Source organism: Janthinobacterium sp. GW821-FHT03C08, from assembly GCF_059420905.1.
This window is the reverse complement of record NZ_JBWKUP010000025.1, coordinates 1-26410: the sequence shown is the minus strand read 5'-3', so window position 1 is coordinate 26410 and position 26410 is coordinate 1. Positions and strand designations below refer to the sequence as shown.

The 26410-nt window shown below is 66.1% G+C and carries 29 protein-coding genes and 1 pseudogene; 10 read left to right on the top strand and 20 right to left on the bottom strand.

The window, feature by feature from the left end; all coding sequences use genetic code 11:
* The first annotated feature begins 151 nt into the window (after positions 1-151).
* Complete coding sequence (locus tag AC07VL_RS26250; RefSeq protein WP_494808455.1) at positions 152-376, top strand: hypothetical protein; 225 nt, start codon at positions 152-154, stop codon at positions 374-376.
* A 16-nt stretch (positions 377-392) separates the two neighbouring features.
* On the opposite strand, the gene pgeF is transcribed toward AC07VL_RS26250, so the two are convergent.
* Positions 393-1178, bottom strand: a complete 786-nt coding sequence (gene pgeF, locus AC07VL_RS26245; RefSeq protein ID WP_494808454.1) for a peptidoglycan editing factor PgeF — start codon at positions 1176-1178, stop codon at positions 393-395.
* The gene (locus AC07VL_RS26240) at positions 1178-2203 is read right to left on the bottom strand and encodes an RluA family pseudouridine synthase (protein WP_494808453.1); all 1026 of its coding nucleotides are present in this window, start codon (positions 2201-2203) and stop codon (positions 1178-1180) included. The genes pgeF and AC07VL_RS26240 overlap by 1 nt, the downstream gene beginning before the upstream one ends.
* 89 nt (positions 2204-2292) lie before the next feature.
* Here AC07VL_RS26240 and AC07VL_RS26235 point away from each other — a divergent pair, with 89 nt between their 5' ends.
* Positions 2293-3096 (top strand): outer membrane protein assembly factor BamD, encoded by an 804-nt coding sequence (locus tag AC07VL_RS26235; RefSeq protein WP_494808452.1) that lies wholly within the window; start codon positions 2293-2295, stop codon positions 3094-3096.
* 34 nt (positions 3097-3130) lie between these two features.
* Here the strand turns inward: AC07VL_RS26235 and yaaA are convergent, their stop codons facing one another.
* Positions 3131-3901: a peroxide stress protein YaaA gene (yaaA, locus tag AC07VL_RS26230; RefSeq protein WP_494808451.1), complete on the bottom strand. Its 771-nt coding sequence runs from the start codon at positions 3899-3901 to the stop codon at positions 3131-3133.
* Between the two features lie 30 nt (positions 3902-3931).
* Between yaaA and AC07VL_RS26225 the strand changes: the two genes are divergently transcribed.
* From AC07VL_RS26225 to AC07VL_RS26210, 4 genes are all read left to right on the top strand, one after another.
* Entirely contained in the window at positions 3932-4366 is a 435-nt protein-coding gene (locus AC07VL_RS26225; protein WP_494808450.1) for a putative toxin-antitoxin system toxin component, PIN family, read from the top strand.
* Between the two features lie 82 nt (positions 4367-4448).
* Positions 4449-5627 carry a pyridoxal phosphate-dependent aminotransferase gene (locus tag AC07VL_RS26220; RefSeq protein WP_494808480.1) on the top strand — a complete coding sequence of 393 codons (1179 nt, stop codon included), beginning with the start codon at positions 4449-4451 and terminating at the stop codon, positions 5625-5627.
* Positions 5628-5674: 47 nt separating this feature from the next.
* A complete protein-coding gene (locus AC07VL_RS26215) occupies positions 5675-6778 on the top strand; it encodes an HD-GYP domain-containing protein (protein ID WP_494808449.1) in 1104 nt (367 codons plus the stop codon).
* 24 nt (positions 6779-6802) lie between these two features.
* Positions 6803-7618, top strand: a complete 816-nt coding sequence (locus AC07VL_RS26210) for an APH(3')-I family aminoglycoside O-phosphotransferase (RefSeq protein WP_494808448.1) — start codon at positions 6803-6805, stop codon at positions 7616-7618.
* Between the two features lie 14 nt (positions 7619-7632).
* On the opposite strand, the gene AC07VL_RS26205 is transcribed toward AC07VL_RS26210, so the two are convergent.
* From AC07VL_RS26205 to AC07VL_RS26125, 17 genes are all read right to left on the bottom strand, one after another.
* Positions 7633-8070, bottom strand: a complete 438-nt coding sequence (locus AC07VL_RS26205) for a hypothetical protein (RefSeq protein WP_494808447.1) — start codon at positions 8068-8070, stop codon at positions 7633-7635.
* A gap of 101 nt (positions 8071-8171) precedes the next feature.
* On the bottom strand, positions 8172-8456 hold the full coding sequence (locus AC07VL_RS26200; protein ID WP_494808446.1) for a hypothetical protein: 285 nt from the start codon (positions 8454-8456) through the stop codon (positions 8172-8174).
* A 40-nt stretch (positions 8457-8496) separates the two neighbouring features.
* Complete coding sequence (locus tag AC07VL_RS26195) at positions 8497-9546, bottom strand: tetratricopeptide repeat protein (protein ID WP_494808445.1); 1050 nt, start codon at positions 9544-9546, stop codon at positions 8497-8499.
* 18 nt (positions 9547-9564) lie between these two features.
* Positions 9565-10467: an ExeA family protein gene (locus AC07VL_RS26190; protein WP_494808444.1), complete on the bottom strand. Its 903-nt coding sequence runs from the start codon at positions 10465-10467 to the stop codon at positions 9565-9567.
* Positions 10468-12270, bottom strand: a complete 1803-nt coding sequence (gene mshL, locus AC07VL_RS26185) for a pilus (MSHA type) biogenesis protein MshL (protein ID WP_494808443.1) — start codon at positions 12268-12270, stop codon at positions 10468-10470.
* 4 nt (positions 12271-12274) lie between these two features.
* On the bottom strand, positions 12275-12634 hold the full coding sequence (locus AC07VL_RS26180; RefSeq protein ID WP_494808442.1) for an MSHA biogenesis protein MshK: 360 nt from the start codon (positions 12632-12634) through the stop codon (positions 12275-12277).
* Entirely contained in the window at positions 12619-13338 is a 720-nt protein-coding gene (locus AC07VL_RS26175; RefSeq protein WP_494808441.1) for a type II secretion system protein M, read from the bottom strand. The genes AC07VL_RS26180 and AC07VL_RS26175 overlap by 16 nt, the downstream gene beginning before the upstream one ends.
* Positions 13335-13994 (bottom strand): PilN domain-containing protein, encoded by a 660-nt coding sequence (locus AC07VL_RS26170; protein ID WP_494808440.1) that lies wholly within the window; start codon positions 13992-13994, stop codon positions 13335-13337. Before AC07VL_RS26170 ends, AC07VL_RS26175 begins: the two co-directional genes overlap by 4 nt.
* Complete coding sequence (pilM, locus tag AC07VL_RS26165) at positions 13991-14926, bottom strand: type IV pilus biogenesis protein PilM (protein ID WP_494808439.1); 936 nt, start codon at positions 14924-14926, stop codon at positions 13991-13993. Before pilM ends, AC07VL_RS26170 begins: the two co-directional genes overlap by 4 nt.
* 139 nt (positions 14927-15065) lie before the next feature.
* A complete protein-coding gene (locus tag AC07VL_RS26160) occupies positions 15066-15500 on the bottom strand; it encodes a pilus assembly PilX family protein (protein WP_494808438.1) in 435 nt (144 codons plus the stop codon).
* The gene (locus AC07VL_RS26155; protein ID WP_494808437.1) at positions 15497-16396 is read right to left on the bottom strand and encodes a prepilin-type N-terminal cleavage/methylation domain-containing protein; all 900 of its coding nucleotides are present in this window, start codon (positions 16394-16396) and stop codon (positions 15497-15499) included. Before AC07VL_RS26155 ends, AC07VL_RS26160 begins: the two co-directional genes overlap by 4 nt.
* Positions 16393-16923, bottom strand: a complete 531-nt coding sequence (locus tag AC07VL_RS26150) for a prepilin-type N-terminal cleavage/methylation domain-containing protein (protein ID WP_492964133.1) — start codon at positions 16921-16923, stop codon at positions 16393-16395. Before AC07VL_RS26150 ends, AC07VL_RS26155 begins: the two co-directional genes overlap by 4 nt.
* The gene (locus AC07VL_RS26145; protein ID WP_494808436.1) at positions 16910-17545 is read right to left on the bottom strand and encodes a prepilin-type N-terminal cleavage/methylation domain-containing protein; all 636 of its coding nucleotides are present in this window, start codon (positions 17543-17545) and stop codon (positions 16910-16912) included. The genes AC07VL_RS26150 and AC07VL_RS26145 overlap by 14 nt, the downstream gene beginning before the upstream one ends.
* 56 nt (positions 17546-17601) lie before the next feature.
* A complete protein-coding gene (locus AC07VL_RS26140) occupies positions 17602-18099 on the bottom strand; it encodes a pilin (protein ID WP_494808435.1) in 498 nt (165 codons plus the stop codon).
* Positions 18100-18163: 64 nt separating this feature from the next.
* Positions 18164-18673: a type II secretion system protein gene (locus AC07VL_RS26135; protein WP_494808434.1), complete on the bottom strand. Its 510-nt coding sequence runs from the start codon at positions 18671-18673 to the stop codon at positions 18164-18166.
* Positions 18670-19905 (bottom strand): type II secretion system F family protein, encoded by a 1236-nt coding sequence (locus AC07VL_RS26130; RefSeq protein WP_494808433.1) that lies wholly within the window; start codon positions 19903-19905, stop codon positions 18670-18672. The genes AC07VL_RS26135 and AC07VL_RS26130 overlap by 4 nt, the downstream gene beginning before the upstream one ends.
* A gap of 1 nt (position 19906) precedes the next feature.
* Positions 19907-21610, bottom strand: a complete 1704-nt coding sequence (locus AC07VL_RS26125) for a GspE/PulE family protein (protein ID WP_494808432.1) — start codon at positions 21608-21610, stop codon at positions 19907-19909.
* Between the two features lie 139 nt (positions 21611-21749).
* Here AC07VL_RS26125 and AC07VL_RS26120 point away from each other — a divergent pair, with 139 nt between their 5' ends.
* The 4 genes and pseudogenes from AC07VL_RS26120 to AC07VL_RS26105 form a co-directional block, all read left to right on the top strand.
* The gene (locus tag AC07VL_RS26120) at positions 21750-22547 is read left to right on the top strand and encodes an ABC transporter ATP-binding protein (protein WP_494808431.1); all 798 of its coding nucleotides are present in this window, start codon (positions 21750-21752) and stop codon (positions 22545-22547) included.
* On the top strand, positions 22544-24082 hold the full coding sequence (locus tag AC07VL_RS26115) for an ExeA family protein (protein WP_494808430.1): 1539 nt from the start codon (positions 22544-22546) through the stop codon (positions 24080-24082). Before AC07VL_RS26120 ends, AC07VL_RS26115 begins: the two co-directional genes overlap by 4 nt.
* Before the next feature lie 122 nt (positions 24083-24204).
* Positions 24205-26187 (top strand): type II secretion system protein GspD, encoded by a 1983-nt coding sequence (locus AC07VL_RS26110; RefSeq protein WP_494808429.1) that lies wholly within the window; start codon positions 24205-24207, stop codon positions 26185-26187.
* Positions 26184-26410 (top strand): annotated as a pseudogene (locus AC07VL_RS26105) (tetratricopeptide repeat protein); the annotation flags it as partial. The gene AC07VL_RS26110 and the pseudogene AC07VL_RS26105, both read left to right, overlap by 4 nt.

The window sequence follows — 26410 nt, the reverse complement described above, 5'->3', positions numbered from 1 at the left end:
CATAGATAGTTAAGTCCATTCAAGATTGAGGGACGCCGAACAAAACCTGCTGCGCGTCGGCTTTGTCAGGCGTCGCAAACGTAGTCAAAAATAAATATTTCTGGAGCACCTGCATGCACACTCTTACTTACTGCCAATACCAATGATGCTCATGACCGCTGTTGCCTGGATCTACGTCGTCGGCCTCATGGCGCTGACGGAAGCGTCCATCGTCGCCGGGGTGATGACCTTCGTGCTGTACTGCGTCATCCCGCTGTCCATCCTATTCTATCTGACGGGCTCGCGGCGACGCAAACGCAAGGCGGCGCGCATCGCCGAAATGAACGCGCGTGCGCTCGCCTCAGCAGACGATAAAACAAAAACGGCAGACACATAAGTGCCTGCCGTGCAGATTATTTGCGCCAGATCAAACTGGCCTGTCTTCCCGTCACGCCATCGCGCCGGTACGAGTAAAACCGCGCCGCATCGCTGACGGTGCAGTACTCGCCGCCCGCCACCTGCGCCACGCCATCGCGCAGCAGCATGGTGCGCGCCAGCGCATAGATGTCGGCCAGGTACTTGCCCGGCTTGCCATCGATGGCGGTGAACGCAGCGGAGAGCACTTGCCGTTCGGCAGCGTCGCGCGCGCCGTCGCGGAAGGCCTGCAGCACGTCCTGCCCCACCTCGAATTGCTGCGGACCGATCGCCGGCCCCAGCCAGGCGAGGATCTCCGTCGCGCCATGCGCGCGCATGATGTCCACTGTACGCTGCAAGACGCCGTTGGCCAGGCCGCGCCAGCCCGCATGGGCCGCGCCGACGACGAGGCCATCCGTCGAGCAAAACAATACCGGCAGGCAGTCGGCCGTCATCACCACGCACACGGCGCCCGCCTGCGTGGCGGTGCTGGCATCGGCATCGGGCACGCAAGCGCCCAGCGTAGCGGCATCGGCAACGGCTACGCCGTGCACCTGCGACAGCCAGGCCGGCTCGGCAGGCAAGACTGCCGCCAGCCGCGCGCGGTTGGCCGCCACATGCGCGGGATCGTCGCCCACGTGCGTGCCCAGGTTCAAGCCACCGCCCCCCTGCCCGTCACCATATGGCCCCTGGCTGACGCCGCCCGCGCGCACGGTCGCCAGCGCGCCCACATTGGCCGGCAAGCCGGGCCAGTGCGGCTTGATATAAGGCAAGGCTGCCGTCATCAGACCTGTTCCGGCTCGGGAATGCCGGCCGTGGCGATCAGTTGCGCGAAATCATCGGCCAGCGGCACGATCCACTCGCACGCTTCCAGGGTGCCCGGATGCACGAGGCCCAGGCGGCGCGCCTGCAGCGCCTGGCGCGAAAAGACCGTCACCAGATGCTGCTTGCCGTACACATGGTCACCGACCAGCGCAAAGCCCAGGTGCTGCATGTGGACGCGGATCTGGTGCGTGCGGCCTGTTTCCAGGCGGCATTGCATCAGGCTCACGGGACGGCGGTCGAGTTCGCCGCTGCCGATCAGCTCATAGTGCGTGATGGCGGGCTTGGCGGTGAAGTTTTCCGAGACGGCCATCTTGACCCGGTCGCGCGGGTGGCGCGCAATCGACGCATCGATGGTGCCCGCCATTTTCGGCGTGCCCCACACGAGCGCGAAATACTCGCGCTTGACGGTGCGCGCCTGCAGCTGGCGCACCAGGTCCGTCTGCGAGGCCAGGGTCTTGCCGACGACCATCAGGCCGCTCGTATCCTTGTCCAGGCGGTGCACGATGCCGGCGCGCGGCACGCCGGCCAGTTGCGGGCAGTGGTGCAGCAGGCCGTTGAGCAGGGTGCCCGACCAGTTGCCTGGCCCCGGATGCACGACCAGTCCGGCCGGTTTGTTGATGACGATGATATGCTCATCTTCGTGCACGATGTTCAATTCCATCGCTTCCGGCTTAAAAGCCTCGTCTTCCGGCGCGCTTTGCGGCAGAATGACGATCTTCTCATCGCCATAGGCGGTCATGTTGCGTTTGGCAACTTTTCCGTCCACGGTCACGAAACCGGCTTCCAGCCACAATTGCAAGCGGCTGCGCGAGTATTGCGGCACCAGCTTGGAGATGACTTTATCGAGGCGGTGGCCGCAGGCGTCCGGCGTCAGTTCCAGTGTAATCGGGGCCATTTCCTCGAAGACGTCGTCGGCGGCAAATTCGCCGTCAAACGCTGCTTCGGCGTCATGGTCAGAAAGGGAGTCAAACGCGGGGTCAGCCAAATTAGGCTTCGGAGTTAATATCACAGCATTCCCATCGGCTATAATCAGCCTATTGTAAAATCTTGGTTAAAACCTTCTTGCAAAACGTCATGCAAAAAAAATTATCGTTGGTAGTCGCTTCAGTCGTTCTGCTCGGCATGTCCGCTTGCAGCTTGTTGCCTGAAAAAGTGGATGAGACCAAAAACTGGTCCGTTACGAAATTATACTCGGAGGCGCGTGAAGAAATGGCCGGGCAGCACTATGAAGCTGCAATCGGCCTGTTCCAGAAGCTGGAGGCTAACTATCCTTTTGGCAACTATGCTCTGCAAGCGCAGATGGAGATCGCTTACGCGTATTATAAGTCGGGAGACCAGGCTCAGGCACTGGCCGCCGTCGAACGCTTCATCAAGTTGCATCCGAACCACGCCAATGTGGATTATATGTACTACCTGCGGGGCCTGATCAGCTTTAACGACCAGATCAGCTTCCTGAACTTCCTGTACGAGCAAGATCCGACCGAACGCGACCCGAAAGCCACGCGCGAAGCGTTTGCGGCCTTCAAACAGCTGGTCGACAAGTTTCCAAATAGCAAATATGCACCCGATTCGCTGGCGCGCATGAACTACCTGGTCGATGCCATGGCGAAGTACGAAGTGCACGTGGCGCGCTATTACTACCGCCGCGGCGCCTACCTGGCCGCCGCCAACCGCGCGCAAACGACGGTGAGCGACTTTTCCGCCTCGCCCGCCATCGAGGAAGCGCTGTTCATCATGTACCGCTCGTACGACAAGCTGGGCCTGACGGACCTGCGCGACGATACCTTGCGCGTGCTGACCAAGAACTACCCGAACACGGCCTTCCTCAGCCCGGAAGGGGTGAACAAGGAACGCAAGTGGTGGAAATTCTGGCAGTAAAATGAAAAAACCGGAGCTTGCTCCGGTTTTTTACTTATTCGCCGACCTTGCGCCGGAACACCCAGCTGGTGTCGTTCGACGCTTCCGGCACGAAACCGTAACCGTCGACGTCGAACTGCTTGAGTTGCTCGGGATCGCGGATGGCGTTGACGGCCGCGTAGCGTGCCAGCATGCCGCGCGCGCGCTTGGCGTAGAACGAGATGATTTTATACTTGCCGTTCTTCCAGTCCTCGAACACGGGCGCGATGACGGGCACGTCCAGCTGGCGCGGCTTGACGGATTTGAAATATTCCTCCGAAGCAAGATTGACCAGCACCTTGGCGCCCTGCTCCCTGGCCGTGCGGTTCAGGCCTTCGGTGATGGTGTCGCCCCAGAAGGCGTATAAATCCTTGCCGCGCGTGGTCGACAGGCGCGTGCCCATTTCCAGGCGGTGCGGGTGGATCAGGTCCAGCGGGCGCAGCAAGCCGTACAGCCCGGATAAAATGCGCACGCGCGACTGGGCATAGTCGAGCTGGGCCGGCTGCAGGCTGCGCGCCTCGAAACCGGCATACACATCGCCATTGAAGGCCATGATGGCCTGGCGCGCATCAGTCAGTTGCGGCGTCCACGACGCATAGCGGGCCACGTTGAGGGCCGACAAGGCGTCGGAAATACCCATCAGGCTGCCCACTTCGGCGGGCGAAAACTGGCGCATGCGCTCTATCAGCTGGGCGGAATGGTCGAGAAAATCGGGGGTGCTGTGCAACGTGGTTGTTGGCGGCGTCTCCAGGTCGAGACTCTTGGCGGGCGAAAGCACGATCAACATAAATTATCACTACAGAATAGAATTGCCGACATGATACCTGCTCCACAAAAACTCGTCCTCGACACCAACGTCTGCCTCGACCTGTTCGTCTTCAACGACCCCCGCTGGGCGGGCCTGCTGGCGGCCATGGAAAGCGGCGCCGTGCACGCCATCACGCGCGAAGATTGCCGCGCGGAATATCTGGTCGTGCTGCATTACAAGCATTTGCCGCTCGATGAAGCCAGCCGCGCCGTCGCCGCCGCCCGTTTCGACGCCCACATCACGGTGGTGGCACCGCCCATCTCCGGCGTGCGCCTGCCCGTCTGCACGGACAAGGATGACCAGAAATTCCTCGAACTGGCGCGCGACGCCAATGCCGACATCCTCATCACCAAGGACAAGGCCCTGCTGAAACTGGCCCGCAAGACGGCCAAGGCCGGCATGTTCAAGATCATGGTGCCGGAAGGCTGGGCCTTGCCGGGCTGAGCCATCGAGGGCTGCACGGAACGCCACGCGCTGCGCTAGAATGGGAAACGATTCCACTTTCCGCACCGCGCTCCTACCGTTCATGAACAGCCCGTCCCTGCCCCACCTGACTCCCACCCTGACCAGCCGCTTGCCTCTCGTGGGCACCACCGTGTTTACCCGCATGTCCAGCCTGGCGGCCCAGCACGGCGCCGTCAACCTGGGCCAGGGCTTTCCCGACTTCGATTGCGACCCGGCCCTGGTCGAGCTCGTCAGCGGCGCCATGCGCGCCGGCCACAACCAGTATCCGATGATGACGGGCGCCGCGCCCCTGCGCGAAGCCATCGCCGCGAAGATCGCCAGCCTGTACGGCCACGCCTACGATGCGGGCACGGAAATCACCGTCACGGCCGGCGCCACGCAGGCGCTCACCACGGCAATCCTGTGCTGCGTGCACCCGGGCGACGAAGTCATCGTCATCGAACCGGCCTACGACAGCTACCTGCCCGCCATCGCGCTGGCCGGCGGCGTACCCGTGCTGGTGTCCATGGAGGTAACGGAGTCCGGCTACAGCGTGCCGTGGGACAAGCTGGCCGCCGCCGTCAGCAGCAAGACGCGCTTGATCATCATCAATACGCCGCACAATCCGACGGGCACCATCCTGCGCCCGGCCGACATCGCCGCGCTGGCCGATATCGTGCGCGGCACGCAAATCCTCATCCTGTCCGACGAAGTCTACGAACACATGGTGTACGACGGCGTGCGCCATGAATCGCTCGCGCGCAATGCGGAACTGGCGGCGCGCAGCTTCATCGTCTCCAGTTTCGGCAAGACCTATCACGTGACAGGCTGGAAAGTGGGCTATGTGGCGGCACCGGCACCCCTGACGGCCGAATTTCGCAAGGTGCACCAGTACAACGTATTTACCGTCAACACGCCCATGCAGCACGGCATCGCCGGCTACATGGCCGAGCCGCAGCCCTACCTGGACTTGCCCGCGTTTTACCAGCGCAAGCGCGACCTGTTCCGCGACGGCCTGGCGGGCAGCCGCTTTACCCTGCTGCCGGCCGACGGCACGTATTTCCAGTGCGTGCGCTACGATGCCATTTCGCACCAGACCGAAGCGCAGTTCGCCGAATGGCTGACGGCGGAAATCAAGGTGGCCGCCATTCCCGTCTCCGCGTTCTATGCGCAGGGCAAGGAATCGGGCATCGTGCGCTTCTGCTTTGCCAAGCAGGATGACACCTTGCGCCTGGCGCTGGAGCGCCTGCGCAGCATTTAACCGAACACCGAGCATGGCTCCGCCCCGGCGGGGCAAAGGATGACAGCATGGTACAGCGTCGCATCGGCCCGGCCGACCTGGTTCCCGGCGAACCCCTGCCCTGGGATCTGTTCCTGGCGGACCATAGTGCCGGCCCGCAACTACGCAAGGGCCAGATCATCACGGACGGCGCCCAGCTGGGACGGCTCATGCAGCTGGGCCTGTACGTGGGCGCGCCAGACCAGCCGTCCGTCCTGCGCCTGCTCAATGAGGCGGCGCAGCGCCTGGACCGGCTGCTGCTGGACTTGCGCAGCGAAAGCAATGCCGAGCGCGACGTGCGCGACATCGCCCGCGAACTGCTGCGCGCGCTCGAACACGATGCCGACATCGCCCTGGCCAGCATCCTGCTCAACCAGATCGCCGGCAGCTATGCCGTGCGCCACTGCATCGAAACGGCGCTGCTGGCCATGCTCGTGGGCCGCAGCATGCACAAGCCCCACGACGAGCTGCTGCTGATCGGCGCCGCCGCACTGACCATGAACGTGGGTATGCTGCGCCACCACGACAGCTTCCAGGACCGCCGCGGCCCCCTGAACGACGAGGAAATGCGCATCGTGCGCCAGCATCCGCAGGAAAGCGAGGAGCTCTTGCGCTGCGCCGGCGTCGACGACGAGGAATGGCTCAGCTGCGTGCTGCTGCACCATGAAAACGACGACGGCAGCGGCTATCCGCAGGGGCGCACGGCCGATGAAATCCTGCAAAACGCCAAGCTGATCGGCCTTGCCGACCGCTATTGCGCGCGCGTCTCGGCGCGCAACTACCGCCGCTCCATCCTGCCCGACCAGGCGCTGCAGCACATCTTCCTCGACCAGGGCGTGCCCATCGATCCGCTGCTGGGCGAACAATTCGTCAAGCTGCTGGGCAAGTATCCACCCGGCACCCTGGTCCGCCTGCGCAGCGGCGAGCTGGGCGTCGTCACGCAACGGGGCGCCGCCCACGTGCACCCGCTGAGCGACCCGCTGGGCGCCCCGCTGGCCGCCGCCGAGCTGGCCCAGCTGGCCCCGCGCGACACGGCCGACAGCCGCTTCGCCATTGTTTCGTCACTGCACGAGGATGATGCGGGCCTGCATTTCAGCATGCGGCACGTGTGGGGCGACGAGGCGCGGCTGTAGGCGCAGGCGCGGGGAAACGCAGCAATGACCGCCTCCAGACGCGAACGCCGCACTGCACCGGCACCCTTGCCACCCGCCCTGTCCCTGCGCCTTGACGGATATCAATGGGCGCGCGACACCGTCGGCGAATCGGGCGCGGCCGTCTACCGCCTGCATGGCCGGCCCGGCGCGCCGGAGCTGTTCCTGAAACATGGCCGGAATGACGTCGCCGGCATGCTGGCGGACGAAATGGCGCGGCTGCGTTGGCTGCGGCATCACCTGCCCGTGCCGGCCGTCGAACAGTTCACCCGGACAGCGGACCAGGCATGGCTGCTGATGACGGCCATGCCGGGAAAAACGGCGTACCAGGTGCTGCAGGCGGACCCGGGGCAAGGTCCCGCCGTCGTCGATGCGCTCGCGGCCTTCTTGCGCCGCCTGCATGCCATCCCCGCGAGCGCCTGCCCCTTCGACAGCGGGCATGACTCCAGGCTACGTCTGGCGCGCCAGCGCATCGACGCGGGCCTCGTCGATACCGATGATTTTGATGCGGAACGCGAGGGCTGGACGGCGGAACGGGTATGGCAGGCGATGCAGGACTGCCTGCCCCTCGCGCCCGACCCCGTGGTCACGCATGGGGATTTTTCTCTGGATAACCTGCTCCTGCATGCAGGCCAGGTCGTCGGCTGCATCGATGTCGGCCGCGCCGGCGTGGCCGACCGCTACCAGGACCTGGCCATCCTGTGGAACTGCCTGGGCGAATTTGGCGCCGGGCTGCAGGACAGGCTTTTCGCGCGCTATGGCCTGCCCGCGCCGGACCGGCGCAGGCAGCGCTTTCACTTGCTGCTCGACGAGCTGTTCTGACGCCAGGCCGTTGCTCAGTAGGACTGCACGGGGGCCGCCGATTGCCGGTGCTGCTGCACCAGGATCTTCGTCGTCAGCAGGGTCACGCCATACGCCACCTTTCCCTGCTCCACGGCTTGCCAGTGCTGCCCCTCCTGGCGAAACGCCACCGTGTCGATGCCCCTGGCGCGGCCGCCGTGCTCGATGGCCACGATGGTTTCGCCGTTGCCCACGGCACCGATCACGAAGCGCCTGGACGGCACGTCGGAGCCGATCACGCAGCTGTCATTGAACAAGCCGCCCTGGTCCGACAGCGCCGTCTTGTCGACCAAATATTTACTGATCTCCAAAGGCAAGCCCGCCAGCGAGGAGGCCAGGCTCCAGACGGGCGGCGCCTCGGACGCCGCACCCGCCGGCCCGGCGAACGCCAGCCCCGCGACACACCCTACCCACAATCGTTGCCATTTCGCCATGCCCTGCCTCCAGGAGTGAATGTCCAGTGTAGCACTTCAGCGCCCGTGATTGCAGGCGCGGCACGCCGGGAGGGCTGGCGCGCGTGCGGCCTTGCGGCAAGTCAAACGCGTCCATTGGCCGCAGGGCGGGCCGCTTCCCGCTGCGGCGCGGGCGCCATGACGGCCAGGTTCTGCGCAAGCGAGGACAGCCCCATGCCGTAGCGGCGCGCATCGACATGGGCCGCGTCCTCGATCGGCCGGGGCACTATCGTCGCCGCGGGCCGCGACCGCGCGTTCGCCGCACTGACGATCTTGCCGGAAAAATGCACCGGCGCCACGCCATTCGCCGCCGCGGCGGCACAGGCGGATGCCAGCAGCGTGGCACCCAGCAGTTGAAGTTTCATCATCGTCCCCTGTCGGGATGGAGCGTCCGCACCCGGCCGCCGCTTACTTGACCGCCGCCAGCTGCACCAGCTTGCGCTCGACAAACGCCTGCAATTGGGGCGACAGGGTCTGCAAGCCCTTGGCCCGCTCATAGGCCTGGCGCGCCTGGGCCGGGTGGTTGTCGGCTTGCAAGGCGATGCCCAGCCCCATCCACCAGACGCTGTTGTCGGGCGCCGCCTGCAGGGCCAGCTGGTATTGCTCGGCCGCTTCGCGGTAGCGCTGTTCGCGCTGCAGCACGCCGGCCAGGAAGGCGCGGTAATCGCCATTGTCGGCGGCATAGGGCAGGCTGCGCATCAGGGTATCGAGCGCCGCCGGGCCGCCGTTGGTCTTGTCCAGCTGCAAGCGGGCCAGCATCATGGCTTGCGCCGGCTGTTTCGGGTCCAGTGCCAGGCTCAGTTGCAACTGGCGGGCCGCCTCGTCCGGGCGCTGCGCTTCCAGCAGCAGGCGCACCAGGGTTTCGCGCGCGCCCTGGTGGCGCGGGTCGAGCTGCAGGGTCTGCTGCAAGCCGGCCAGGGCCTCGGACACGCGGCCGTCTTCCAGCTGGCCCAGCGCCCGCCGATAGGCATTTTCCACGCGCTGCTGGGGCGTGACCTGCTTGCCGTCCACGACGCGTTCGCTGGCGGCGGGCGCCGTCTTCGGCACGGGGGCGGCGGCAGGCTGGGCGGCGGGTGTCGTGATGCGGCGCAATTCGGCAGGCCGCGCCCTGGCGGCAGCGGGCGCCGCTACGGCCTGGAACACGGGTTCCGCTTCCGGCACGGGCGCGGGAACGGCGGGTGCCACCACCGCAGGTGCAGGCACAGGTGCCGGGACAGGTGCGGCGGGCGCCGGCGTGCTGGCCACGCTCACGAGCACGGGCGGCACGGCCGGACGCTTCAGGTAGACCCAGCCCAAGGCGATGGCCGCCGCCGTCAGGCCGGCCGCGCCGCCGAAGACGAGCGCGCGGGACACGCCCCGCTCGCGCTCGGGCACGGAGCGGATGCCGTCCGCGTCCGCGCGCCCCTCGGGGGTACCGCGCGCATCGAGGTCTTGCAACATCTTGTTAATCAGGCTCATCTACAGGCTCATCATTCGTCATCGGTTCAATAAAGTCCAGCCTGCGCCGCAGGCGGCGGCCAGCACGCCGGCGCCCGCCAGCCACGGCCAGGGGCGGCGCCAGAAGCTGGCCTGGCTGGCCACGGTATCGCTGGCCGCCAGGGCCACGTGGCGGGCGCTGACCTGCTGCCGGCCTTCGCCGTACGCCACCATCAGCGCCTTGTGCGCCATGATGTTGATCAGACGGGGGATGCCGCCGGAAGCCGTGTACAGGCGGGCCACGCCGCCGCGGCTGAACAGGCGCGCGCCGTCGAAGCCGGCCACGCGCAGGCGGTGGGCCACATAGAAATCCACGTCGTCGCGCGACAGCGGCCCCAGGTGATAGTGAAAGGTGATGCGCTGCGCCAGCTGGCGGATTTCCGGCAGGGCCAGCTTGACGTCCAGCTCCGGCTGGCCGAACAGCACGATCTGCAGCAGCTTGCGCTTTTCCGTTTCCAGGTTCGTCAGCAGGCGCAGCGCTTCGAGGCTCTCGACGGGCATGGCCTGGGCTTCATCCAGGCACAGCAGCACGCGCTTGCCCTGCGCCGCCAGGTTGAGCAGGCGCAGGTTGAGGGACTTGAGCAATTGATGCTGCTCAATATCCTTTTCCAGCAGCACATCGAGATCCTCGGCCAGGGCGAGGATCAGCGAACGGGGCGACAGGTTCGGATTCGGGATGTAGGCCGTGACGAAATCCGGCCCCAGCGACTGCATGAACTTGCGGCAAAGAAAAGTTTTCCCGGTGCCCACTTCGCCGGTGATCTTGATGAAGCCCTCGCCATTGCGCGCCGCCACCAGCAGGGTGTTGAGCGCCTTCTGCGACTGCGGGCCGTTGAAGAAGAAACTGGTATCGGGCGTGAGGCCGAACGGCGCCTCGCGCAAGCCGAAATGGGCCTGGTACATTTAGCGCCGCTCCGACGGACGGCGCGGGTCGAGCGCCTCGATGCGCTTGCCCGAATCGAGCAAGTCCTCGTTCCAGCTGTTGGCGCCATCGACGATGGTGGGCTTGATCAGCACCACCAGCTCGCGCTTCTGGATCACCTGCCCCGTGTTGCGGAACAGCGCGCCCAGCACGGGGATGTCGCCCGCGCCCGGCACCTGCGAGCGGTCCGACGTCGTCGCCTGGCGCATCAGGCCGCCGATGGCGACGATGCGCCCGTCCTGGCTGCGCACCATGCTGTCCATCTCGGACGTGCTGGAAGCGGCCAGCGGCAGCTTGAGCGAACCGGCGCTGCCCAGGTCCACTTCCTTGTTGACGGTGGTGACCTGGCTGACGGAAGGATGCACGTGCAGGATGATGTTGCCGTCGGCATCGATCTGCGGCGTCACGTCCAGCACCACGCCGGAAAAGAAGGGCTGCAGGGTCACGTTGGGGCTGGTGGTGGCGCCGCTGGAAGTGGTGTTGGTGGTGGTCGACACGCCCGTCACGTAAAACTCGTCCGTGCCGATCTTCAGCACGGCCTTCTGGTTGTTCATGGTGGCGATGCGCGGACTCGACAGCACGTGCACGGTGCCCTGCGATTCCAGGAAGGAAATCATGGCGGCGAAGTTGGCCGTCTGGAAAGCCAGGCCGAACATGGAGCCGGCCGACGTGGCCGCCGAACTGAGGCCAAAGCCGCTGCTGGCCGTCAGGCCGCTGCCGTTCGTCATGTTGGGCGGCTGGCCGCCGTTGAAGGGCAGCGGCGCCAGGGTGCCGCCCGGCTGGATGAAGCCCGTCGAGATGCGGTTCGTGTGGCCGCTCTTGATGGAGGCGAACGATGCCCAGTTGATGCCCGTCTGGAAGTTGTCGTTGAGCTGCACTTCGAGGATTTTCGCTTCCAGGATGACTTGCCGGTCGACGGACAATTGCGTGGCCTTCAGGTACATGTCGACATTGCGCAGCTCTTCCGGCATGGCGCGGATGACGATCACGCCCGACTGTGGGCTGAGCACCACCTGCCGCCCGCCTTCGGTGCTGCCGACGATGGCTTCGAGCGACAGCTTCAGTTCGCGCCAGAAATCCGCGTTCGAGGTGGTGGTGAGGTTGCTGCTGTCTTCGCCCGGCACGAGGCCGCCCGCGTTCTGCATGCTGTTGCTATTGCTGTTGCTGCCGTTGCTGCCCGTGCCGCCCGACACGGTCGGTCCCACGGACGCGACCGAGGTCGACGACACGCGCAGGTTGGAACTGCCCTTGCGCGCGCCCGTCAGGTAGTTGACGTGGAACAAGCGCGTCTGCATGGTCAGGGGCTTGATGTAGATCTGCGTGCCTTCGACCTTGTAGTCGTAGCCATACAGTTCGCGCACGGCATCGAGCGCCTGGAACAAGGTGACATCCTTCAGATTGGCGGAAATCGTGCCGCCGATGTCGGGGTGGACGAGCATGTTGTAGCGCGTGCCGGCCACGATGGAGGTGAAGAACTGGCGCGCCGGCACGTTGTTGAAGGCCACGTTGAAGCGTTCGTCGAGCGCGGCGCGGGCCTTCGGCAGCTGCTGCGCCAGGGCCGCCACGGGCGGCAGCAGGGCCGCTTCCACGGCATCGGGCTGGGACGCCGGCGTGGTGGTGGCCGCCGCGCCCTTGACGGCATCGGTGATCGCATTGTAGGTATCGCGCTTGACGGGGGCGACGTTGCAGGCGCCCAGGCCCACGCTGACGCCGATGATGGCCGCCATCTTGCTGATACGAATCATTGCAGCTCCGCCGTTCGACTTGTCTTTGTTCATAAGCATGTTTTCATTTCCGTTCCGTCTTGCTGCTCGGATAGAGCTTGACTGTTTCCAGTGACTTACCTTTTCGTAATATCACGGCCGTGTCCCGGATCTCCACCACCACGGCATTGCCTACCTTGCTGCCGGGACGCACGATCTGCCCGTCGATGACGGCGATGCGGCGGCCGCCCGGTTTGCGGGAAATCAAGACCGACTCCAGCCGGGGTCGCGCCGGCGCCGCCGGCACGCCAGCCTGCGGCGCGTGCAGCGCGGCCGGCGGACGCGTGGGATCGTCGAGAGCTTGCGCCCGGGCGCCGCCCACCGTCAAGCCCAGCAGGAGCAGCGCGGCGGCATGGCGCAGCGCGGGCATCACAGGGCCATCCATGTATCGTCCAGGCCCAGGGTGTACAGGGTCAGGGTCAGGCGCGCCACGGGATAGGCATCGGCCTCCAGCCGCGCCTTGCCCCAGAAGACCTGGGTCGGCATCGTTTGCAGCGCTTGCATATAGTTCACCATATCGGGATAAGAACCTTCCACCACCACTTCCACGCCATGGCGGTGCAGGACCTGGGCGGCAGGCTGGGGCTTGGCGGCGGGCGCGCCGGCCGCCGCCGTGGGGGATGCGGGCGCGGGGGCGGATGCAGGTGCGGCGGCAGGCGCCTCGCCCACCACGCCGGCAGGCAGGGTCTTCATCGACACCAGGCGCAGGCGCGCATGCTGGCGCAGCAGGCTTTCCAGCAGCTGCAGCATGCGCTCGGGCGCCACCAGGCCGCTTTGCATGTGCCGCAGCCCGTCCTTCAGCTTTGCCGTTTCCGCCAGCAGCACCTGCAGGCGGGCGCGGGCGGCCTGGTCCGGGTCGTTCTGGCTCGCCTCGACGAGCAGGACGATTTCCCTGTCCACGCCGGTCGCCAGGCCCCGGTGTTGCGCAATGCTGGCCGTGAGCAGGGCATGCCGGCTGAGCAGCGGTTCGAGCACCATGAAATAGCCGCAGAACACGAGCGCCAGCGCGCAGGCGGCAAACACCATGACGCGCTCGCGCAGGGTCAGGGCGTCGAACTTGTCGGCCCATTGCTTCCACTGCTGTTTCATCGGCGCGCTCCTTCCGCTGCCGCGGCTGCCGCGACGGCCGAGGACTGCAGGCTGAAGCGCACGTACGGGGGCGGCGCGGCCGCTTTTCCGGGCTCGGCCGGGGGCGTGTCGGGCTGGCCGATATCGAGGCTGGCGAAAGTCTTGCCCTTGAGTACTTCCTGCCGTCCCAGGCTGGCGATGTAGGCAGGCACCTGGGACGGGTGCAGGGCATTGCCCTGCAAGCCCATCTCATTGCCCGCACCGACGATGCTGACGCCCGTCAGCCACACGCCATCGACCTTCGCCTGCGCAAAGGCGCGGAAATAGGCGGCATAGCCGCGCGTATTGCCCAGGTTGCCGCTGGCCAGCACGTCGGCCGCATGGCGCAGCGAGGCGCGGTCCGCCTCGGCGCCGGCCAGCCGGCCTTCCAGCGCGGGGTCCTTGCGGCGCGGCGGAAAATCCTGCAGCACCTTGTCGCGGCGCGCTTCACGCTGCTTCAGCTGCGCCTTCACGGCCGCCTCTTCACCCTGCAGGCCGGCGACCTGGCGCTGGCCGAACCAGGCGAGCGCCGCCAGGCCCACGGCCAGCAGGCCCAGCGCCTGGGCCGAGGTGGCGGCGGAGACGCGGTGCGCCTTCTTTTCAAACTTGGGATTGAACAGGTTGATTTGCTGGCTCATGCGCCCTTCCCTTCTTCGCGCAAGGCCGCGCCCAGCACCTGGAAGTAGCGCGCCTGCGCGCCCGCGTCCAGCAATTCCGGCACGGCCGAGAAATCGAAGACGGTGGCCAGGTCCAGCAATTCCACCGGCATGTACAGGTTGTCAGCCAGGTAGCCGTGCAAGCCGTCGGCGCCGCCGGCCGCCAGCAGCAGGCGCGCCACGGAAATATAGTGGAACTGGCGGTCGAAGTGGTCGAACGAGCGCTGCAGTTCCAGGGTGATGCGGTCATGGAAGGCGCTGGCGTCCGCTTCGCGCAGCTGCGCCAGGGTGACGTCGATGCGGCGCGCCTGGTACAGCTCGCCGTTATGGCTCATTGTCAGCAAGCCTCCGTCGGCGTCAAAGCTGAGCATGGCCAGGCCCCGTCCCGGGGTTTCCAGCAAGGTGGCGATATTGCGCTGCGCCATCTCCGGTATATCGATGGCCGCCAGGGCGATCTTGCAGTCGGCATACAGCGCCTGGCGCCGCGACACGGCGCTGTCGCGCGCGGCGACGGCGAAGACGCTGCCGCCGCGCGCCACGCCATTCGGGTCGCCGGGAATATCGATCACGTCTATGGTGGCTTCGGCCAGGGGAAAGTCCAGCATGTCCTTCAGGCGCCAGCCCACGGCCGTCTTGCGCTCCTCGGGCGGCACGGCCGGCGCTTCCAGCGCCAGCAACTGGTATTCGCCCGCCGCCAGCAGGCTGGTGCAGCGCCAGGACGGCGCCTGCAGCTGCTTGCCCAGCTTTTCCAGCACATCGGCGCCCGCGGGCCGCGGCGCGGGCTGGAAAGCCACGCCACGGACGACCGGCTTGCCGTCGGCCACGCGCGTGACGGTGGCCGCGCTCACGCCATCGCTGGCAAATGCCGTCGCCAGCCATCCATCATATTTTTTTGCTCTAGCGAATAAACCCATGCGACCAATCCATGTAAGTGCCTGTCACGATCTTGTCGCGCAGATAATGCATCAGACCAATTTTAATTCATCACGTCAACTTTTCCGTGTAAAAACAGCGGTTTGCCGATTTATTTTTGCGCCGCTTGACCGGCTCCGTTCAATCCGACAACACCGCCTGTATGCGCCGCTGCACATAGTCGGCATTATTCTGCGGATTCGGGCAGGCGCCGCCGCCCGGCTGGTTGCAGGCAGTGGCCGTCAGGGTCCAGGTCCGCAGGCTGCCCGGCCCGGTCGCCAGCTGGCATTGCACGGTGACGGTAAACGGTGACAGCGAAGTGCCGGCAGGCAAGGCAAACGACTGGGCGGCGGCGCATTGCCCGTTGATCAGGCGCTGGTAGACGGCCCACTCGATGCCCGCGCGCGCGGCCTGGTCGGCCCGCGCGCCCTGCACGTCGAGCGCCGACTCCACCTGCTGCATGGTAAATACGCTGGTCATGGCCACGCCGAGGCCCGCCAGCACCACCAGCAGGAAGATGGCCGTGACCAGGCTGAAGCCGCGCGCGCGGCGCGGGGACGGAGGCAATGCTTTCATGGCGTGTTATTCACCTGTACTTGTTGCACCAGGGTCACAGTGCCCGTATTGCTGCCCGTCGCCCCCAGCTGCAGCATGACGGAGACGAGCCCCCGCTGCTGGTTCGCCAGCGCGCTGTAGCTGAACAGGCAGGACTGCACCTGGTCCGCCAGCAGGGCTTGCACGCCGGCACCCGCGAGGGGCGTGGCAGCGGTATCGGCCGGCTGCAGCGCCGCGATCGCATAGCGGGAATAGCGGCGCAAGGTGCGGCTGGCCGGGTCGCAGACATAGGTGACGGGCGTGGTGACGACCTGGAAGCGGCGCGTCGGCGAAGGCTGGGGCACCGCCTGCGCCAGGAAGGGATTGCTCTCCAGGGTGACCGTGCTGCCATTGACGGCCGCGACCCTGGCCAGGTTGCAGCCTTGCGGGCCGCTGGCGCAGCTGTAGGCGTCGGGCAGATTGATGCCCAGGTTGTAGACGGCGATGAAGTCGCCCGCCGCGACGGCTTGCACGGTGCCGCCGCTGTTGGCCGGCGGCGCGCCGACGATGGTAAATTGCAGCGGATTGGCCACCGGCGTGCCCGGGTCGAAGGCCAGCACGGGGCCCAGGCCGGGCGGATCGTCCTCGGCCAGGTAGCGGCCGCCCGACTTGGTCAGAAGCAATTCCAGGTAGCGGCCGTTGCCCGTCACGCGCACGCTGTTGGGCAGGGCCAGGCGGATGTCGCGCGCCATGCGGCGCGTGGCCGTGTCCGCCAGGTCAGCCAGCGCGGCGCGCGCATTCGCGTCGATATAACCCTGCACGGGCAGGCGGATGAACATGGCCACCATGGCGCCGACGATGCCCGTGATGACGATCACGATCACCAGTTCGACGAGAGTAAAGCCGCGCGCGCGGCGCCGGGAAAGCGTCGCCATCATGGAATGCTGTTCGGCGCGTAGCGCGTGCGGTAGCCGTCGAGCACCACCTGCGGCTGGCCGCGGAAGGCGACGGCGACGCGGATCTGCAGCGATTCGCTGGCGGCAATGCCATTCAGGGCGGCAGGCGTGACCGTCACGACGGCGCCATAGCCGGCCGGAAAGGCATTGCCGGCCGCGTCCGTCGTGTAGGCGGCCGCCTGGGCATAATCGCTGACCTGGTCGTAGGGCCGCGTGCCGCGCGCCGCCGGCCCCGTGGTGCAGCCGGCCGGACTCGTTGCCGTGGCCGCCGCCGGGTCGTTCAGCGCGCAAAAGGTGAAGCGGGCCGCCTCGATTTCATCGAGCATGCCTTCGGCGATGACCAGCGCCTGCTTGCGCAATTGCGGATCGGCACTGTTGTTGCTGGTCCAGGACAGCACGCCCAGGATGCCGATCACGGCCACGGAGACGATGACGATGAAGATCACCACCTCGACCAGGGTCACGCCGGCCTGCGCGCGCCGGGCCGCAAGGCGCCTAGCGGTGCACATAGCCGGTCTCCGCTTCGACAAGGATCGTGTATTGCTGGCCGCCGCCGCCCACGTTGAGGGCCAGCGCGGCGGCAAAGTCGCCAAAGGCCGTGTAATAGGGACGGCCCAGCGGGTCGAAGAAAAACCCGGCCGCTCCGCTGGTCAGCGTGAGCGCATCGGGACGCCCCACGCACAGCCAGTTGCTCTGCCCGGCGCAATACTGCAGCGTGTACTTGCCGCCCCCGTTGCCGCCGGCCGGCGGCACGACGCGGCTGGCGGGCGTGTCGCAGGCGGCCGTGAAGCACACGGCGACGCTCTTGCCATCGAGGCGCACGTACACGGGGCGGTTTTGCGCGATAGCCAGCTTTTGCGCATAGCGCAGCATGCCGACGGCCTGGTCGGCCAGGCTGCGCGCATCAAATGTTTCGCGCTGGAAAAACCTCGCGCCTGCCACTGCGGCAAGGATGGCGGCCAGCACCAGCACGGTGATCAGTTCGATGATGGTGAAGCCGCGCGCCCGCCTGCGCAGGGCGGCGGGGCGGCGCAATTCGGGAGACACGATGGAAAACGATGGTCGCAGCAATGGAAGGCCCGTAAAAAAGCCCAACCGGCGCATGCCTGGCGTTGGGCTGGATTGACGCATCTGCCATCCGGCCTGGAGCGCGCCATGCTGCCGGCGCGCCGCAGGCGATGTCGGCATCAGCGGCAGTTTGCCTGCGTCAAGGCATCCGCGTTGATAACGGGCGGCGTGGCAGCCGTGGCGGGCGCAACGGCGGCCACGGCCTGGGTGTAGGTCAGCACGCAGGCAGCGTGACCGGCGTCCGGGGTGATCGTCACGACGCCGCCGGCTGGCACGGCGACATAGTCGTTCAGGCCGCCCGCAGCCACGACGATGCCGTCCGTCGTGCCGGCCGGATAGCCGGCCACGCCGCGCACGCCCACGCCTTCCATGTTCACGGTGGTGCCGTCGGCGGGCGAGCCGCTGACCAGCCACTGCGCATGGTACATGGCCGAGCCGGCACGCACGGCACCGGCAGCGGCCTGCATCTTGGCGACGCGCGCGTCAGCCGACAGATCGGTAAAACGCGGGATCGCCGTTGCCGCCAGAATGCCCAGGATGACGATGACGACCACCAGTTCGATCAGGGTGAAACCGCCCTGCGCGCCGCTCTTCAGATTACGTAAGGATTTGTTCATACCAGCTCTCCAAAATCAATATAAAAACATGAAACCAACACATCAAACCATCGCTGCGCGGCACTCAGTTGGCGACCGAGTCCGGCATTTTCCACACCACAATATCTGGTTCCTGGGCGAGCTTTTCCACATCGGCGTCTGCACCCGGCAAGATTACCTTAAATTTCACTGCATCAACCCTCGTCCTGGAAAAAATATTGCCATTACTTAACAAATAGATGACTTTTTGTTCTTTTCTGTCATACAGCCAATTGCCTGCCGGGAGTTTTTCCAGCTCCGGGCCGTAAAATTCTCCCAGGTAATTGGGCGGTGTTTCCGCCAGCCAGCCGAAGGGGTTTTGCCGCGCCAGCGCGGGCAGTTGCGCGCGCCGGCCTTCCAGGTGCAGCTGCAGGGCCTTGACGCGCAATCCCGTGCGCAGGCTGCCCAGGGTCTGTGCCACGGTCACGCGCTCCGCCTCGTGCTGATAATACGCAACCCGGGTGAGGAACACCGTCACCAGGATGGCGAACACGCACGCCACCACCGCCAGCTCGAACAGGGTATAGCCGTGCTGGCGGCGGCGGGGCGGCATCAATGCAGGGCCGCCTTGCCCAGGTCCCAGATCGGCAGGAAGATGCCCAGCGCCAGCACCAGCACCATGACGCCGAGGAAGACGATGAGTATCGGCTCGATCTGCGCCGACAGCGTCTTCAGCTCATAATCGACTTCGCGCTCGTACATCTGCGCGATCTCGTCCATCAGGTCGTCGAGCGAGCCCGATTCCTCGCCCACGGCGATCATCTGCAGCACCACGGGCGTAAACACGTTCGCCGCCACCGAGGTGCGCAAGATGCTCTCGCCCCGCTCGACGCCGTCGCGCATCTGTTCCACGCGCGAGCACAGGTAAGTGTTGTCGACCGTCTGCGACACCACCGTCAGCGCCTGCACGATGGGCACGCCGCTGCTGCTCGACAGGGCGAAGCTGCGCGCGAAACGGGCCATCGTGCCCTTCAGGACGATCTTGCCGGCGATGGGCATGCGCAGCTTGGCGCGGTCCCACTTGAAGCGGCCATCCTTCGTGCCCAGCCAGGCGCGCCAGCCGAAGAAGGCGCCCGCGGCCAGCATCAGCATCAGCGGCCAGTAGTCGATGGTGAAGCGCGACGTGCCGATCAGGATGCGCGTCATCAGGGGCAGTTCGGCGTGGAAGCTGGCAAACACCTTCTCGAACTGGGGAATGACGAAGATATTGACGACCACCATGGCCGCGATCATGGCGAACAGGACGAAGGTGGGGTAGCGCGTGGCCGATTTCACGCGGGCGCGCATGTCGCGGTCGAATTCCAGGTGGTCGAACAGGCGCAGGAAGACGTCGTCGAGGCGCCCCGTCATCTCGCCCACGCGCACCATCGACAGGTAGAACGGCGTAAACACCGTGGGATGGCGCGCCATGGCGGCCGACAGTTCGCGCCCCGCATCGAGCGACTCGCGCACGTCCTTGATGATGCGGCCAAAGGCGGGGCTGATGGCGGACTCCTGCAGGCCGGCCAGGCCGCGCATGATGGGCACGCCCGCCTTGAGCAGGGTGTACAGCTGGCGGCTGAACAGCTGCACGTCCATGGGCGTGACCTTCTTCTCCGTCAGCTTGTCCCACCAGCTCAGCTGGCTGGCGCCGGCGCCCGTCACCGTCTGCCGGGTGGCGCTGATGTCGACGGGCGTGATGCCGCCCGCCATCAGCTGGTCGGCCACGGCGCCGCTGTCGGCCCCTTCCATCACGCCGGTCAGCAGCTCGCCATTGGCGTTGCGCGCCTTGTAAGCGAAGAACGGCACCTCAATCCTCGCTCTGGTTGCTGATGCGCATCGCTTCCATCACCGTCGTGCGGCCCTGGACCACCAGTTGCACGGCGTGGCGGCGCAAGGTTTCGCCCGCCATCTGCGCTGACGCCACCTTCATGAAGTGGGACGGATCGGCATGGTTGGCCGCGTCGGCCACGGCGCGCGTAATTTCCAGCAATTCGTACACGCCCGTGCGGCCCCGGTAGCCCATGCCGTTGCAGTGCGAGCAGCCCTTGCCGTGGAAATACTGGTTGCGCTCGACCAGCTCGCCCAGTTCCAGGCGCAGCCATTCGTATTCGTTCGGCGTGGGCGCGTACGGCGTGCTGCAGCTTTCGCAGATGACGCGCACGAGGCGCTGCGCCAGCACGGCCTGCAGCGAGCTGCCCACCATGTAGCGGGGCACGCCCATGTCCATCAGGCGCAGCGGCGTGCTGATGGCGTCGTTCGTGTGCAGGGTCGACAGCACCAGATGGCCCGTCATGGCGGCGCGCAGGCCGATCTGCGCCGTTTCCTGGTCGCGCATCTCGCCCACCAGCACGATGTCCGGGTCTTGCCGCAGGGCCGAGCGCAGCACGCGGGCAAAATTGAGCTCGATCTTGTCATTGACTTGCACCTGGTTAATGCCGGGCAAGCGGTACTCGACGGGGTCTTCCACCGTGATGAGCTTTTTTTCCACGGAATTGAGTTCGGACAAGGCGCAGTACAGGGTCGTCGTCTTGCCGCTGCCGGTCGGTCCCGTCACCAGCACGAGGCCGTTCGGCCGGCTGACGATGGCGCGGAACTGCGCCACCAGCGCGGGCGGCATGCCGATGGCATCCAGGCGCAGGGTCGTGCCGCCCTGGTTCAGCAGCCGCATCACCACCGATTCGCCGTACTGCGTCGGCATGGTGGAAATACGCACGTCGATGCGCTGGTTTTTCACGCGGATGGCGAAGCGGCCATCCTGCGGCAGGCGCTTCTCGGAAATGTCCAGGTCCGACATCAGTTTTAAACGCAGCGCCAGCGAGCTGGCGATCTTGATGTCGGCCTCGGTCTGCAGGTGCAGCACGCCGTCGATGCGGAAGCGGATCTGCAGCCGGCCTTCCTGCGGCTCGATGTGGAGGTCGGAGGCGCGCACCTGCGTGGCATCCTCGAACACGGATTGCAGCAGCTTGACGATGGGCGCCTCTTCCAGGCCCGGATTGACGGCCAGCGCGCCGAAATCGACGGAAACGTCGCCCAGGTCCTGTTCCAGCTCGCGCGTCAGGGTGGAAATGTCTTCCGTGCGGCGGTAGATGCGGTCGATGGCGGCCAACACTTCCGTCTCGTTGACGACGGCCAGTTCCACCTGGCGCCTGACCAGGCGCGAGATTTCATCGTACGCGAACAGGTCGGTGGGATCGGACATGCCGACCAGCAAGCCTTCGCGCCGGTCTTCCAGCACCAGCGCGCGGAAGCGCCGCGCCTGGGTTTCCGGCAGCAGCCGCACCAGCTCGGGATTGATGTTGAAAAACTTCAGGTTGATGTAGGGAATGTCGAGCTGGCGCGCCAGCGCGCCCGAAATCTGCTCTTCCGTGACAAAACCGTGCTCGACGAAAACCCGTCCCAGCTTGCGTCCCGAACGCTTCTGCTCCGTCAAGGCCTGGCCCAACTGTTCTTCCGTCAGCAGTTTCTGCTGCACCAAAATTTCACCGAGCCGGACTTTCTCTGGCCTTGCCATGCTTACTCCTCGACAAATTCGACAGACGACGCACGCCAGCGGCGCGCGTGAGTATTTTATTCCAGAACCTGTTGTTTCTTAAAGAAAATATATTCCATTGCTTGATTTTTGTGCATTTCGACACTGTACAAGGAAACACTTGCCGCGCACCAGTACGCATGACAATAATGGCAGTCGTCCACCGCCCATTTCGCCCCTGCCTGCCACCATGAACGCCTGCGCCATCGAGTTTCACAACGTGCACAAACAGCTGGATGGCATCGCCGTCCTGCGCGGCGTCGACCTGCAGGTGCGGGCGGGGGAACTGTTCGGCCTGGTGGGCGTGAATGGCGCGGGCAAGACCACCCTGCTCAAGTGCCTGTTCGATTTCTGCACGCCGGAACGGGGCGGCATCGCCATCTTCGGCCAGCCGCACCGGCACGCCGGGGCGCGCCAGCCTCTGTCGTTCCTGCCGGAACGTTTCCAGGCGCCGTACTACCTGACGGGCGATGATTTCCTGCGCTATCTGTTGAGCTTGCACAATGTGCGCCACGATGACCAGGCCGTGCAGCACATCCTGGCGGCGCTGGAACTGGCGCCGGCAGCCCTGCGCCGTCCCGCGCGCACGTATTCCAAGGGCATGATGCAGAAACTGGGCCTGGCCGCCTGCTGGCTGTCGGGCAAGCGCCAGTTGGTGCTGGACGAACCGATGAGCGGACTCGACCCGAAGGCGCGCGCGCAATTCAAGCAGGTGCTGCGCCAGGCGCAGGCGCAGGGCCGCGGCGCCTTGTTCACCTCGCATGCGCTGGCCGACGTGGACGAGCTGTGCGACCGCATGGCCATCCTGCACCAGGGCCGCCTGCTGTTTACAGGCACGCCCGCCGAATGCCGCGCGCGCCACGGCGGCGCGGCCGATGCCAGCCTGGAGCAGGCATTCTTGAATTGCATCGCGACATGAACAGCGCCACCCAGACCCGCGCACGCCCCGCATCGGACACGCCCCATGCGCCTTCCCCGCACGGCATGTACTTGCGCCACTTCGGCTTGCGCGCGGCGCCTTTCGGCATCACGCCGGACCCGGCTTTCTTTTATCCCGGCAACACGCGCGGCGACCTGCTCGACGCGCTGCTGTACGCCGTCACTGAGGGCGAAGGCATCGTCAAGCTGACGGGCGAAGTGGGCAGCGGCAAGACCATGCTGTGCCGCATGCTGGCCGAGCGGCTGCCGCCCCGCGTCGACGTGCTGTACCTGCTCAATCCCGTCCTCGCGCCGGAAGACGTGCCGTATGCCATCGCGGCCGAACTGGGCCTGCAAGCCGACGGGATGCGCGCCGACGCCGTGCTGCGCGCCGTGCATGCCGAACTCATCAACCGGCATGCGGCGGGCCGCCAGGTGCTGCTGCTGGCCGAGGAAGCGCAAGCCATGCCGGCGCAGACCCTGGAAGCGCTGCGCCTGCTGACGAACCTGGAAACGGCCCGCCACAAGCTGCTGCAGATCGTGCTGTTCGGCCAGCCGGAACTGCAGCACACGCTGGACCTGCCCCGGCTGCGGCAACTGAAGGAGCGCATCACGCACAGCCTGACGGTGCCGCGCCTGCCGCCGGCATTGCTGAACGACTATCTGGCCTGCCGCTTGGCTGCGGCGGGCCGCGCGACGCCCCTCGTCTTCACGCCGGCGGCGCTGCGCCTGCTGGCCCGCGCCTCGCAGGGCATCGTGCGGCGGATCAATATCCTCGCCGACAAGGCCCTGCTGGCCGCCTACGCTGAGGACGCCGGGCAGGTCGCGGCGCGCCATTTGCGCCTGGCCATCGCCGACAGCCCCTTCCGCCCTGCACCATGGCATGCGGGCAAGCCGCTGGCCGCCGCCCTCGTCACACTGATGCTGCTCCTGGCGGCCGCCCTGCTGTGGCAATGGCTGGCACCGGGCCGGGCCGCCGCGACGCCGCCGCCCTCCATGGACATGGCGGCGCCTGCCGCAGGAACGGCCCCGGCGCCGGCATTGGCCGCTGGGGCCAAGCGGGCCAGCGCTGCCGCCGCCATGCAGGTGCCGCCCGCGCCGCCCAAGCCACGCCCCGCCGCGCCCACGCCGCTGCTCGACAGCAGCCTGGCCGCCTCGCGCAGCTGGCTGGCGCAGCAAGGGGCACGGCAGCTGACCCTGCACGTCGCCAGCCTGCCGGCCGGCGAAACGGCCGCCGCCGAAGCATTCCTGCAGCAGGCGCAGCAAGCCATTGGCCTGCGCGAGCTGCACGTCTTTCGCCTGCCCGGCTCCGTGCCCGCCGGCCTGACTGCCGCTGCGCCCGGCGCAACGCAGCCAGAGGCAGCCAGCACGGGCGCGGCCAGCCAGCTGGTCTTCGTGTATGGCAGCTTTGCCGACCGGGCCAGCGCCGAGGCCGTGCAGGCGCGGCTGGCCAGCGCGTCGCCGCAGAAAATATTGCTGAGCAACATAGACAATATCCGCACGGAAATGAAATCCCTCGTCGGGGAAAAACCCTGACGTGGCCAGCCCCGATTTTATTTCTCCTTATTCCCTTCCGGGCCTGCACAGACGATTGCTTTTAGAGGATCATGGTGGTTAAAATTGCAAAAGCACAACACGACTCCAAGGGCGAACTTTTCATGACTCAACACCCTATTCCTGTGCTGGCCTCTTGCGTCACCCTTGCCTGCGGCGCCCTGCTCGCGGGCTGTGCTTCGCATCAAATGCCCCTGTCGCCCGGTCACCTGAATGAAGCGCCGCGCCCGGCCGGCGCCATCCCCGAGCCGGTGCAGCAAAGCAGCGTGCTGGCCGCGCCTGTGCCCGCCGCCAAGGCCGAAACCTACAGCGTCACCGTGCACAAGGTGCCCGTGCAGTCGCTGCTGTTCGCACTGGCCCGCGACGCGGGCATGAACGTGGACATCCACCCGCAGGTCGAAGGCAGCGTGACCCTGAATGCGCTGAACCAGACCCTGCCGCAACTGCTGGCGCGTATCAGCAAGCAAGTCGATATGCGCTACGAAATCGATGGCAAGAACCTGCTCGTGCTGCCGGATGCGCCCGTGTGGCGCAATTACAAGGTCGATTACGTCAACATGGCGCGCAGCACCAACAGCAGCGTCAATATCGCCACGCAGATTTCCACGGCGGGCGGCGGCAGCAACGCCATCAACCCGAACGGGAGCAGCCAGGGCAGCGGCAGCAATGGCAATAACAATTCGACCACCCTGGTGGTGAATCGTTCGGAAAATAATTTCTGGTACAGCCTGGAAAAAAATATCCGCGACCTGCTGCGCGAAACCACGCTCAACGATCCCCAGGTGGACCCGCTGGCGCAGCTGAACCAGCAACTGACGAACGCGCAGGGCAATGCGCAGGGACAACCAGGGCAGGCGCAGAACCCGGGCAGCTATGCGCAGGCGCCGGCCGGTGCGGGGCAATATGGCGGCCAGAACAGCCAGTACGGCAGCCAATACGGCAGCCAGCCGCCCATGCAGACGGGCGGCCAGGCCGGCGGCCAGTACGCGCCGGGCCAGCAGCAGGGCAGCGCGACACCGGCCCAGCCGCTGGACGCAAACGGCATGCCGCTGCTGAAACTGGCCAACAAGGGCAGTCCCTCCTCGGTGGTGGTCAACGTCGAAGGCGGCCTGATCGCCGTGCGCGCCACGGGGCGCCAGCATGAAAAGATCGCCGAATTCCTCGACGTCGTGCTGCACAGCGCCAAGCGGCAAGTGCTGATCGAGGCGACCATCATCGAAGTACGCCTGAGCAACGAATACCAGCAGGGCATCAACTGGTCGCGCCTGACGGGCAGCCTGAGCCTGACGCAGAAGCAGGTGGGCACGTCACCGCTCAGCAGCGGCGTCACGCCCGGCGCCACGCCCGGCATCTTCGTGCTCAATTACCTCAAGGACAGTTTCAGCACCACCATCCAGCTGCTCGAATCGTTCGGCAAGGTGAAAGTGCTGTCCAGTCCGAAGATCAGCGTGCTCAACAATCAGACGGCCATGCTGAAGGTGGTCGACAACAATGTCTTCTTTACCATCAAGGTCACGCCCGCCGTGATCAGCTCGACGGGCACCATCACCACGCCCGCCACCTACGAGTCGAAGCTGGAAACGGTGCCCGTCGGCTTCGTCATGAGCGTCACGCCGCAGATTTCCGACAGCGACGAAGTCACGCTCAACGTGCGCCCCACCATCACGCGCATCGTCGGCTACGTGCAGGATCCGAATCCCGCCCTGGCCACGGCCAGCGTGGTCAGCCGCGTGCCCGTGATCCAGGCGCGCGAGCTGGAATCGATCATGAAGGTGGGCAATGGCCAGATTGCCGTGATGGGCGGCCTCATGCAAGACTCCATCGACAATGCCAAGGATGGCGTGCCCGGCCTGTCCAGCCTGCCTCTGGTGGGCAATTTATTTACTTATCGCAACGAAACCAACAGCAAGACGGAACTGGTGATCTTCATGCGCCCCGTGGTGGTCAAGGATGCCAGCATCGACGGCGACTACCGCGACTACCGCTACCTGCTGCCGGGCCAGGCGCCGCTCAACAGCCAGCCCTACACGGAAGGCGCGCCTGCCGCCGTGCAGCCGCAGGCGCGCGTACAGGGAGATTTCCCATGAGCTTGCTGATGCAGGCGCTCAAGAAAGCCGAGCGCGCCAAGCAGAACAGCCTGCCCGACGAGGAGCTGGAAAAGCCGTCCGAAGCCTACGACCAGGTGCTGGCACTGGCACCGGCCGACGCCATGCCGCCCCGCCCCGCGCCAGCGGCCGCGCCGCCCGTGCAGGCGGCCAGCACGCTGAGCCTGGAGCCGCTGGGCGAGCCGCTCGCGCCGCCCCCGACACC

Excerpts from the sequence above, each read along its gene's own strand:
- AC07VL_RS26250 (WP_494808455.1), top strand. The coding sequence starts at position 152 with ATGACCGCTGTTGCCTGGATCTACGTCGTCGGCCTCATGGCGCTGACG.
- pgeF (WP_494808454.1), bottom strand. The coding sequence starts at position 1,178 with ATGACGGCAGCCTTGCCTTATATCAAGCCGCACTGGCCCGGCTTGCCG.
- AC07VL_RS26235 (WP_494808452.1), top strand. The coding sequence starts at position 2,293 with ATGCAAAAAAAATTATCGTTGGTAGTCGCTTCAGTCGTTCTGCTCGGC.
- yaaA (WP_494808451.1), bottom strand. The coding sequence starts at position 3,901 with ATGTTGATCGTGCTTTCGCCCGCCAAGAGTCTCGACCTGGAGACGCCG.
- AC07VL_RS26225 (WP_494808450.1), top strand. The coding sequence starts at position 3,932 with ATGATACCTGCTCCACAAAAACTCGTCCTCGACACCAACGTCTGCCTC.
- AC07VL_RS26220 (WP_494808480.1), top strand. The coding sequence starts at position 4,449 with ATGAACAGCCCGTCCCTGCCCCACCTGACTCCCACCCTGACCAGCCGC.
- AC07VL_RS26215 (WP_494808449.1), top strand. The coding sequence starts at position 5,675 with ATGGTACAGCGTCGCATCGGCCCGGCCGACCTGGTTCCCGGCGAACCC.
- AC07VL_RS26210 (WP_494808448.1), top strand. The coding sequence starts at position 6,803 with ATGACCGCCTCCAGACGCGAACGCCGCACTGCACCGGCACCCTTGCCA.
- AC07VL_RS26205 (WP_494808447.1), bottom strand. The coding sequence starts at position 8,070 with ATGGCGAAATGGCAACGATTGTGGGTAGGGTGTGTCGCGGGGCTGGCG.
- AC07VL_RS26200 (WP_494808446.1), bottom strand. The coding sequence starts at position 8,456 with ATGATGAAACTTCAACTGCTGGGTGCCACGCTGCTGGCATCCGCCTGT.
- AC07VL_RS26195 (WP_494808445.1), bottom strand. The coding sequence starts at position 9,546 with ATGAGCCTGATTAACAAGATGTTGCAAGACCTCGATGCGCGCGGTACC.
- AC07VL_RS26190 (WP_494808444.1), bottom strand. The coding sequence starts at position 10,467 with ATGTACCAGGCCCATTTCGGCTTGCGCGAGGCGCCGTTCGGCCTCACG.
- mshL (WP_494808443.1), bottom strand. The coding sequence starts at position 12,270 with ATGCTTATGAACAAAGACAAGTCGAACGGCGGAGCTGCAATGATTCGT.
- AC07VL_RS26180 (WP_494808442.1), bottom strand. The coding sequence starts at position 12,634 with ATGGATGGCCCTGTGATGCCCGCGCTGCGCCATGCCGCCGCGCTGCTC.
- AC07VL_RS26175 (WP_494808441.1), bottom strand. The coding sequence starts at position 13,338 with ATGAAACAGCAGTGGAAGCAATGGGCCGACAAGTTCGACGCCCTGACC.
- AC07VL_RS26170 (WP_494808440.1), bottom strand. The coding sequence starts at position 13,994 with ATGAGCCAGCAAATCAACCTGTTCAATCCCAAGTTTGAAAAGAAGGCG.
- pilM (WP_494808439.1), bottom strand. The coding sequence starts at position 14,926 with ATGGGTTTATTCGCTAGAGCAAAAAAATATGATGGATGGCTGGCGACG.
- AC07VL_RS26160 (WP_494808438.1), bottom strand. The coding sequence starts at position 15,500 with ATGAAAGCATTGCCTCCGTCCCCGCGCCGCGCGCGCGGCTTCAGCCTG.
- AC07VL_RS26155 (WP_494808437.1), bottom strand. The coding sequence starts at position 16,396 with ATGATGGCGACGCTTTCCCGGCGCCGCGCGCGCGGCTTTACTCTCGTC.
- AC07VL_RS26150 (WP_492964133.1), bottom strand. The coding sequence starts at position 16,923 with ATGTGCACCGCTAGGCGCCTTGCGGCCCGGCGCGCGCAGGCCGGCGTG.
- AC07VL_RS26145 (WP_494808436.1), bottom strand. The coding sequence starts at position 17,545 with ATGCGTCAATCCAGCCCAACGCCAGGCATGCGCCGGTTGGGCTTTTTT.
- AC07VL_RS26140 (WP_494808435.1), bottom strand. The coding sequence starts at position 18,099 with ATGAACAAATCCTTACGTAATCTGAAGAGCGGCGCGCAGGGCGGTTTC.
- AC07VL_RS26125 (WP_494808432.1), bottom strand. The coding sequence starts at position 21,610 with ATGGCAAGGCCAGAGAAAGTCCGGCTCGGTGAAATTTTGGTGCAGCAG.
- AC07VL_RS26115 (WP_494808430.1), top strand. The coding sequence starts at position 22,544 with ATGAACAGCGCCACCCAGACCCGCGCACGCCCCGCATCGGACACGCCC.
- AC07VL_RS26110 (WP_494808429.1), top strand. The coding sequence starts at position 24,205 with ATGACTCAACACCCTATTCCTGTGCTGGCCTCTTGCGTCACCCTTGCC.